The organism is Henriciella sp. (assembly GCF_049649345.1).
Lineage (GTDB): Bacteria > Pseudomonadota > Alphaproteobacteria > Caulobacterales > Hyphomonadaceae > Henriciella.
On sequence record NZ_JBARZC010000269.1, the window covers coordinates 1 to 8226 of the forward strand.

Below are 8226 nucleotides of genomic sequence, written 5' to 3' on the forward strand. Positions count from 1 at the left end.
GTTCATACCTCTTAACAGTGGAGGTCCTGTTGGCCGCGGTGGCCTATCAAAGTCTGGGCGATCGCGATTGCGTCCTGAACAGGCTGTGCTGAAGGATCTGTGGAAATCAGCGTCCTCTGGCTGCGAATCGCTTCGCGGACCTTTTCATCGCGCATCACGATACCCGAAAGGGCGGGCCTGAATCCGAGGAACTGCTTGCAGGCGCGCGCAATCGCTTCATAGGTCTGCTGACCCATGGCACGCGTTTGGGCCTGGTTGATGATGATCCCCTGTTCGACATCCGGCGCATAGCCGCGAAGCACCTTGATGAAGGCATAGCCGTCCGTCATCGAGGAGGGATCGTCAGTAATCACCATGAGGGCGCGGTCTGCTGCGCGTGCAAGGCGCATGCAGTTGGCTTCGATGCCGGCACCGAGGTCCAGCACGATCTTGTCATATTGGAGCGACAATGCCGACAGACCCGCGGCGAGGCGGGAGACTTCTTCAGTTGAGAGTTCCGCAAGCGCGCCTGAGCCGGATCGGCCCGGCAGGACATCAAATCCGCCCTGTCCAGCACCGCCATCGACGGCAATCACAGCATCTTCGAGCTCGATCCACCCTGCGACAACCGCTGCGAGGTCGGTCTCCGGCGCGATGCCGAGCTGGACGTCGACATTGGCGAGCCCAAGGTCGCCATCGACGAGCAGGGTTCTCTGCCCGGCCTGTGCAAAGGCGCTTGCCAGTGTGATCGACATGAAGGTCTTTCCGACACCGCCTTTTCCTGACGCGACGGCGATGATCGAGCCGGGTTGAACACGCGAAGGCGTGCGCTTGCCGGGCATGTCCGATGGCCTGTCCATGGATTTTGGAAGCATGAAACTCATATCATGCAGCTCCTCTCAAAGCGATGTCTGCCGGAGCTTCTTCCAGCAGGATTTTCGATAGCCTTGCCGGCGCAGCAGGGACGAGCCCGCCGCCTATGAAAGGGGTAACGGCAAGGTGTGAGAATGCGATCCCAGCGCCCGATAGAGCGGCGACTGCGCCGCCGCGTCTGCGGGTGACGTCAAGCTTCGTCAATATGGCGCGGCGCACGCCGACGGCGGCGAAGGCGCGGGCTGCCTCTGCCTGGTCATCGGGGTGGCCTTCAGCGGACATGACGAGGACAGGCTCTGCATCAATGACGGCAATCAGGTCTTTCAGACTTGCCATATCCTCTTCGTCGAAGGGGACGATCGCCGGTAGATCGATGACACAGCGATAGCCCTCCTTGCGGGCGTTTCTGAGCAGTTCAAAAAGCGCGTCTGGCGTGCTGGCCGAGCGGATCTGGCGCTGCTCGAGCTCGAGATAGGCTGCGAGTTGCGCGCCGCCGGCGGTTGCGTCGAGGTCTGCGGCGACCGGCATGATCTCGGTATTGGTGACAGCGGCGCGGCGCGTCATCTTGGCGGCAGTCGCTGTGCGGCCATGGCCTGGAGGGCCGACGAGAAGAATATCGCGGGTTGGCATGGCCGGGATCGGGTCGCAGGTGATCAGTGCATCAAGGCCTGATGCCATGATGTCTGCCGGATCCTGCGAGCGTGCTGTCATCGGTGCGCCGGCGTCGGCAACCCGGTCAGCGAAGCGTGGCGGTGCGCCGTGCCAGAGCAGGGCGTCGCGGATGCGGTTGCGCATCGGATTTTCATTCGCACGAGCGTGGCCGCCCGTTGCGTGCATGCGCGTCAGGAAGCGCGGCTCGCTCGGCACCATACCGCCGCCAAGCTTGTCAGTTGCGGCGCGGACTTCCACGCCGCCCGGAACTTCACGTTCTGAAAGTATGATCGCATCTTCGCCCATCTCGGCAAAGATTGCCGCCTTTGCGGCTTCAAACGTATCAGCTGCGAACATTTTCATGCGCATGGGCAATAAACTCCACTTCTGGAATCACACATTGGCGCGGAAAGGTTAACGAAATCTGTTGATTTGTTAGGAAGTCTGAAATCGTTTTTAAACTCCTGTGGACACAAGGGGCTCAGCTCGAAGAGTGATGCTCAGGCGGCGTATTTCTCGTCGACAATCTCGGAAAGTTTGACGCCGAGTTCGCCGCCAGCGACGACCAGACGGCCGCGTGCCATGAGACGGTCGGAGACATAGATATCGACCGGTTCATTGGTCCGTTTTTCCAGCGCGACAATTTCATTCGGGCTGAGATTGAGCAATGTCTCGATCGGCATGCGCGCTTCGCCAAGCACAACGTCCACGCGGACCGGCACGTCCATCAGGCTCGATTCAAGTGCTGGATTGCTGGACATGGAGAGGCTCCGAAGCTGCGAATCGGCAGACTGGCTGCGAAATGGTTTCTGAGGCGTGAACGTGGCGCGATTGAGACCGCAGTCAACCGGATCAGGATTGAAAGAGATTGCCCTGACCGTCAATCATCTCAGATGCGATCCGGCAGACCTGTGTCGTCACCTCATCACGATCGGATTCAGAAATGTCCAATCTTTCAAGGGTTTCTGCCAGCTGCACAATGTTGGCGAGCGCTGACTTCAACTGCTCTGTCGTGGCCTTGAGCGCCTCGCTCTGCAATTTAAGCTGTTCGTCGCGTACCAGCGCGGCTGTGCTTTGGCGCGTGTCTTCAAGAAGCGCTGCAAGCTCGGCCACACTGATGGAGATACGGTCATCCTGCCCGGTCTTCAGTCCTTCAGACGTGTCGAAATCCGAGCGGAAATCGAACGGGGTGACTTTGGCGGTGGCGCGCTGGCTCATTCCACCAACTCGTCATCTGCAGCCGGAGACAGGATGTCGCCGCGGCGGGTGAGCGTGCGGGCGATCCGGATGATGTCCTGACGCGCCGTGTCGATGTCGGACCGGCGAACCGGGCCCATCGTTTCGATTTCGGAGACCAGAACATCGCCGGCGCGCTTGGTCATATTCTTCAGGAAAGTGTCCCGCACAGACTTGGCCGAGCCTTTGAGAGCAACGGCCAGATCGGAGCGATCGACAGACGACAGAAGCGTTTGAATTGCGCCCGGATCGAGCGCGGCGAGGTCGTCAAAGGTAAACATAAGGGCGCGAACACGCCCGCCCGCGCCAGGCTCGCGCGCATCGAGGTCTGCCAGCAGGGATTGCTCTTCGCGTGATCCAAGCTGGTCGAAGATGCGGGCCACGGTTTCATGGCCATCGCTCGCGCTTGCGCCCGGATTGGCACTGACCAGCTCAGTTGCAGCCTGTTCGATGATCGCCATGGCATCCTTGTGAATGCGGCCGAGGTGGAGCATGCGGCGGAGCGCATCGATTGCGGTGTCACGCGAAAATGCGCGCACTGTTCGCGCCGCTGTGTCCGGATCCAGGCGCGCAAGGACGACGGCGATGATCTGAGGGTTTTCGCCCGCGAAATGGCGCGCAATAACGGCCGGGTCCAGCTTGCCGAGCCGTGTCCAGATGCTGCCGGAAGCGTCGATTTCGGCAGGCGCGTCATGGCGGTCGAAAGCGGCGAGGAAGGCGTCTGCATCCGGCTCGTCCGGGTGCGGCGCGGCGGTTGCATTCATTGCGACCGAGAGCTGGTCGGCCTCGGCTGGTGACAGCTCTGCCCACACGCCGCTTGCTGCCGGTCCGAGCATCTTCATCAGACGCGCCGCGCGGGTAATGCCGCGGCCGGAGGTAGAGCGGTGAGGCTGAACGAGGGCTGGAAGGCTCATGCTGGGCCATCCTCGCTGGGGTTCATCCAGTTTCTCAGGATTTGCGCCGTTTCGCGAGGATTGTCGCGGGCGACGCGTTGGGCTTTGGTCGAGCTATCTTGGCTGGCAACTGGTTCGCCCAGGGGCACAGCCCGCAGCATCGCCGCGTCATTGGCAGGCTGGCGTTTTGGCTCTCGCTGCAGCGTGACGTGTGATCGCGGGGTGAAAAGCAGAAATCCGATCAGGCCGGCCAGAAGCAGCAAGCCGCCAAGTTCTGCGAGTTCTGCTGGCGTGAAACCGCCTGTCAGCCCTGTTGCGAAGGCGATTGGCTGAATTTGCAGCGTATCAGCATCCGCCTCATAGCCCGCGGCGGCTGCGAGAATGGTCTCGATCCTGTCGCGGGTTTGCGGGGCGAGATGGAATTGCGCATCTGCGGCATCAACGAGAAGCAGGAAGCTTTGCGTTCCATCGCCGCGCTCATGACGGGCGAAGCGGAACGCCGTCTTGCCGAGGACAGGCTCGATGAGACTGACGAGTTGCGATTGTTCTGCTGAAAGATCTGATCTGTGCGAGGCGTGATCTGTCAGGAAACTGTTGGCCCGCCATGCGAAGAGGCACGCGGTGATCGCGAGCGCAAACAGCGCAGCGAGCCGCGTGCCTCCGGGCATGTTGGACTTATTTGCTGACATCGCGTCTTCCTGCTGCAGAGCGTCATTTGAAATGAATGACGGAATCTGCGGCCAAATTGGCGTATCAGCGTAAACGGCGCTTTAACGATAAAGTGTCGAGCCGGATGGAGTGCCAGATGCCAATCGGGTCAGGCGCGGTATTGCTGGAGGCGTGTGGTTCGAAGACCCTTGGAGCCATGCTTGTCATAAAGCTGGGACCAGCCATTCAGCTCTTCTTCCGTCAGGGCGTAGCGCTCGCACGCTTCCTTGCGGGAAAGAAGCCCCCCCCGGACCGCGGCGACGACTTCTGCCTTGCGGCGCGTCACCCAGCGGCTGATTCCGGGGGGAGGGAGGTCGTCCCTGGTCAAAGGTTGGCCGTCAGGGCCTTGTACACTCAAAGTCTTCGCATTCTGCTGCGCCATGAGATCCACCATTATTAGCGGTTGATACCGTGAGCGCTTCTGCGCCCGTCCAATGGGTCTACACGAGGCATATTAAATCAGATTTCAGCGAGACCTGTGAGTTTTCATGAAAATTCAAAACGTTCTTGCCGACTGCGTTAAACGCATGTTCGCAAACCTGTCCCGGCATGGGGCAAGTGTCCCGGAACTGCACAGAATCGTGCAGTTTTAGGCTGAAATGCGTTGATCGGCCGGGATTGTCGCCGAAATAAAGCCGCCGCCCATTACGCGATTTTTAGATGACAATTCGTACAGGACACAGGCCTGCCCCTTGGCGACGCCTTCTTCAGCGATGTCGAAATACACTGCAGGTTGATTGCTGTGCCAGCCGAGGCGCGCCGGAAGCGGCTCTCTGGTCGAGCGCACGCGCGCCAGCACCTGCGCGCCAGCATCACATGCGTCTTCCAGCGATCCATCACCGAGCCAGTTCAGTTCTTCCATGGTCAGGCCCGCTGTCAGCAGGGCTTCACGAGGGCCTACGATGACTTTTCGGCTCGCGGCGTTGATTTTAACGACAAAGAGCGGCTCACCCGTCGCGACACCGAGGCCGCGGCGTTGTCCGATCGTATAATGGATGACGCCTTCATGCTGGCCGAGGACGCGCCCGTCGATATGAACGATATCGCCGCCGCGACCGGCGCCGGGCCGCATCTTCTTGACCACATCGGCGTAGGAGCCCTGCGGCACGAAACAGATATCCTGGCTGTCAGGCTTGGCAGCGACGGGCAAATTGTACTTTTCGGCAAGCTCGCGCACCTGCGTCTTCGGCAGGTGGCCGAGCGGGAAGCGCAGATAGTCGAGTTGCTCGCGTGTGGTGGCAAACAGGAAGTAGGACTGATCGCGCGACGGATCGGCGGCGCGTTGCAGTTCTGGGCCATTCGCCCCATCGACGCGCTGGATGTAATGCCCGGTCGCCAGACAGTCGGCGCCGAGCTCCTTTGCTGTGCGAAGGAGGTCCGAGAATTTCACAGTCTGATTGCAGCGGATGCACGGGATCGGCGTCGAGCCTGCGAGATAGGCATCGGCGAAGTCTTCCATCACCTGCTCGCGAAACCGGCTTTCATAGTCGAGCACATAATGCGGGATACCGATCTGGTCGGCGACATTGCGCGCATCATGGATGTCCTGGCCAGCGCAACAGGCGCCCTTCTTTTCGATGGCCGCGCCGTGATCATAGAGCTGCAGCGTAATGCCGACCACGTCATAGCCTTCTTCGGCCAGCATGGCAGCGACAACAGAACTATCGACGCCACCAGACATGGCAGCGACAACGCGCGTTTCAGATGGGGGGTTGGCGAAGCCAAGCGAATTGAGCGCGCCCGTCGGGGCGGTCTTCAGGTCAGTCATATCATCCTCCAGCGGGTTCAAGGCCCGAAGCAGAAACAGGTTTCGCGCCGCTGGGATGCGGCAATCGCGCGTTACATAGTGTAAAACGGGCGTCTTGTCAGCTTGCCCGGCTCAGCTAAGGCCGAGCTTGCGTGCGAGCGCATCGTGGCAGCCGGGCTCGAACAGATACGCCGACCATCCATGCTCGCGAGCTGCGATGACATTCTCCTCCATGTCATCGATCAGGATGATGTCCTCGCCACTATATCCCATCGCCTCTTCGATATGGGCGAAATAGGCAAGGTCAGGCTTGGCGAGCTTCATCCGGCCGGCAGCGAAGACCGTATGCATGTGCTCACCGAAGCCGACTTCCTCGATCCACTTGGCGCGGTGGACCTCGTTGTTCGTGGCGATGATGTTTACCGCGCCCGCCGCGCGGGCCTTGCGAACGAGCGACAGGGTTTTCTCGTCGGGAATGTGGTCCCGGTCGAACCAGTAATCGACAACTTCGCCGGCCCGGTGAGGCACGCCTTCAATCTCTGCCCATTCGCCGACAAGCTCATGCAGGTCGGCTTCGCCCACCATGGCCTTCTGGAAACGGCCGTTGAAAAGATAGTTTGCGAGCGAGCCGATGGAGAGGCCGGTGTCGCGTTCGAATGTGTTCATCCAGACGAAAACGCCATCGCGCACATTGGCATTGAGCACGCCGTCAAAATCCCAGGCGATCAGCTTGTGACGGAGTGAAGGCATATGTGTCTGAACTTTCATCTCGTTACGCAAAGAAACACGTCGGTTGCATCAAATTTCACGGAATTCAGCAAGCCTTTGGAAGGGCGGCTTTACGACACTCAGCCGGGCAGGGACAAGGGACCGGGAGATCTTAAATCATGAGTGTCGCGCGTCAGCTCTTTATTGAAGAGCCGGTCGAGATCGAGGTTGGGCTGGGTGCAGAAGCTCCGATCGAGCGGCTGTTCGATCTTCTGGACTTTGGCTCACCTGGCAATGCGTTACGCGAGCGTGGTTTTCTGTTCCTGGATGAGCCGATGGGGTCGATCGGCCGGTTCCGTGCGACGGACCCTGTCAGGCCGGACGTGATTTACAGTTTTGAGGTGGATGTCTGCGAATGGCCAAGCCGTATCCGGTATGAAACCCAGTTCGAGACGGATGACCAAGACGGCTCCATCGAGCGCAGCATAAGCGACTATAATCTGACCTCGACGGGGTCCGACACGGCCAGGCTCCATCTTGTCGAAACCTGCTGGATGAAGGCTGGATATTCGCGCAAGCGCCAGCGTATGGAGCAGGCCATGCTGAACCTTGCCGTGCGCGAGCATGTCACCCGGCTCTGTGTGCACGCCTCGCTCGGTATCGAGGAAGCGCAGCGGCGTTTCTGATCGCTCTTCGACATCCAAATGTCCGGCACGAGTCCCATGCCGATTGCGTTATACTGACGCGCGACCGGTTTGCGTTTTGAGACCCGCTCAACCTCCTGTACCTTGATCTGAACCTGGGAGTCCCCCGATGGAACTCGACGCACTCATCCTGTCGCGCCTGCAATTTGCTTTTGTCGTCGCGTTTCACATTCTGTTTCCGGCGTTCACGATAGGGCTGGCTGCTTTCCTGGCGGTCTGCGAGGGTCTTTGGCTCTGGACAAAACGCGACGTCTTCAAGCGGCTCTATCTGCACTGGATCAAGATCTTCGCGCTGGCCTTTGCGATGGGCGTCGTCTCCGGCGTCGTGATGTCCTACCAGTTCGGCACCAACTGGTCGGTCTTCTCTGACAAGGCGGGCAGTGTGATCGGCCCGCTGCTTGGCTATGAAGTGCTGACCGCATTCTTCCTGGAGGCGACCTTTCTCGGCGTCATGCTGTTTGGCTGGAAGCGTGTCGGAAACAAGCTGCACTTCACGGCGACCTGCGCGGTCGCCATCGGCACCACGATTTCGGCTTTCTGGATTCTCTCGGCAAACAGCTGGATGCAGACCCCCGCCGGCCACGCCATCGACCCGGTGACAGGAAATTACTACGCCACCGACTTCTGGGCCGTCATCTTCAATCCGAGTTTTCCGGCGCGCTACGTCCACATGATGCTGGCGGCTTTCATCACGACAGCAGCGGTGATCATGGCGGCAGGCGCGTTT

At 60.0% G+C, this 8226-nt stretch carries 11 protein-coding genes; 2 read left to right on the forward strand and 9 right to left on the reverse strand.

Translation table 11 applies throughout. The features are described 5' to 3' along the window. Positions 1-11 precede the first annotated feature (11 nt). The 9 genes from WA989_RS07085 to WA989_RS07125 form a co-directional block, all read right to left on the reverse strand. Complete coding sequence (locus tag WA989_RS07085; protein WP_424339804.1) at positions 12-863, reverse strand: AAA family ATPase; 852 nt, start codon at positions 861-863, stop codon at positions 12-14. Position 864: 1 nt separating this feature from the next. Next, the gene (locus WA989_RS07090; RefSeq protein WP_424339805.1) at positions 865-1872 is read right to left on the reverse strand and encodes a flagellar biosynthesis protein FlhF-like protein; all 1008 of its coding nucleotides are present in this window, start codon (positions 1870-1872) and stop codon (positions 865-867) included. Between the two features lie 131 nt (positions 1873-2003). Continuing rightward, positions 2004-2264 (reverse strand): FliM/FliN family flagellar motor switch protein, encoded by a 261-nt coding sequence (locus WA989_RS07095; RefSeq protein ID WP_424339806.1) that lies wholly within the window; start codon positions 2262-2264, stop codon positions 2004-2006. Between the two features lie 91 nt (positions 2265-2355). Next, positions 2356-2721, reverse strand: coding sequence for a hypothetical protein (locus WA989_RS07100; RefSeq protein ID WP_424339807.1), 366 nt, complete (start codon positions 2719-2721; stop codon positions 2356-2358). Next, on the reverse strand, positions 2718-3653 hold the full coding sequence (locus WA989_RS07105) for a flagellar motor switch protein FliG (protein ID WP_424339808.1): 936 nt from the start codon (positions 3651-3653) through the stop codon (positions 2718-2720). Before WA989_RS07105 ends, WA989_RS07100 begins: the two co-directional genes overlap by 4 nt. Continuing rightward, complete coding sequence (locus WA989_RS07110) at positions 3650-4321, reverse strand: hypothetical protein (RefSeq protein WP_424339809.1); 672 nt, start codon at positions 4319-4321, stop codon at positions 3650-3652. The genes WA989_RS07105 and WA989_RS07110 overlap by 4 nt, the downstream gene beginning before the upstream one ends. 128 nt (positions 4322-4449) lie before the next feature. Continuing rightward, the gene (locus WA989_RS07115; RefSeq protein ID WP_424339810.1) at positions 4450-4722 is read right to left on the reverse strand and encodes a DUF1153 domain-containing protein; all 273 of its coding nucleotides are present in this window, start codon (positions 4720-4722) and stop codon (positions 4450-4452) included. Positions 4723-4929: 207 nt separating this feature from the next. Further along, the gene (gene mnmA, locus WA989_RS07120; RefSeq protein ID WP_424339811.1) at positions 4930-6108 is read right to left on the reverse strand and encodes a tRNA 2-thiouridine(34) synthase MnmA; all 1179 of its coding nucleotides are present in this window, start codon (positions 6106-6108) and stop codon (positions 4930-4932) included. A gap of 111 nt (positions 6109-6219) precedes the next feature. Beyond that, positions 6220-6837: an HAD-IA family hydrolase gene (locus WA989_RS07125; protein ID WP_424339812.1), complete on the reverse strand. Its 618-nt coding sequence runs from the start codon at positions 6835-6837 to the stop codon at positions 6220-6222. Positions 6838-6974: 137 nt separating this feature from the next. Between WA989_RS07125 and WA989_RS07130 the strand changes: the two genes are divergently transcribed. Both WA989_RS07130 and WA989_RS07135 read left to right on the forward strand, forming a co-directional pair. Beyond that, positions 6975-7481: a hypothetical protein gene (locus WA989_RS07130; protein WP_424339813.1), complete on the forward strand. Its 507-nt coding sequence runs from the start codon at positions 6975-6977 to the stop codon at positions 7479-7481. 127 nt (positions 7482-7608) lie between these two features. Beyond that, a partial coding sequence (locus WA989_RS07135; RefSeq protein ID WP_424339814.1) for a cytochrome ubiquinol oxidase subunit I occupies positions 7609-8226 on the forward strand: 618 nt, incomplete at its 3' end.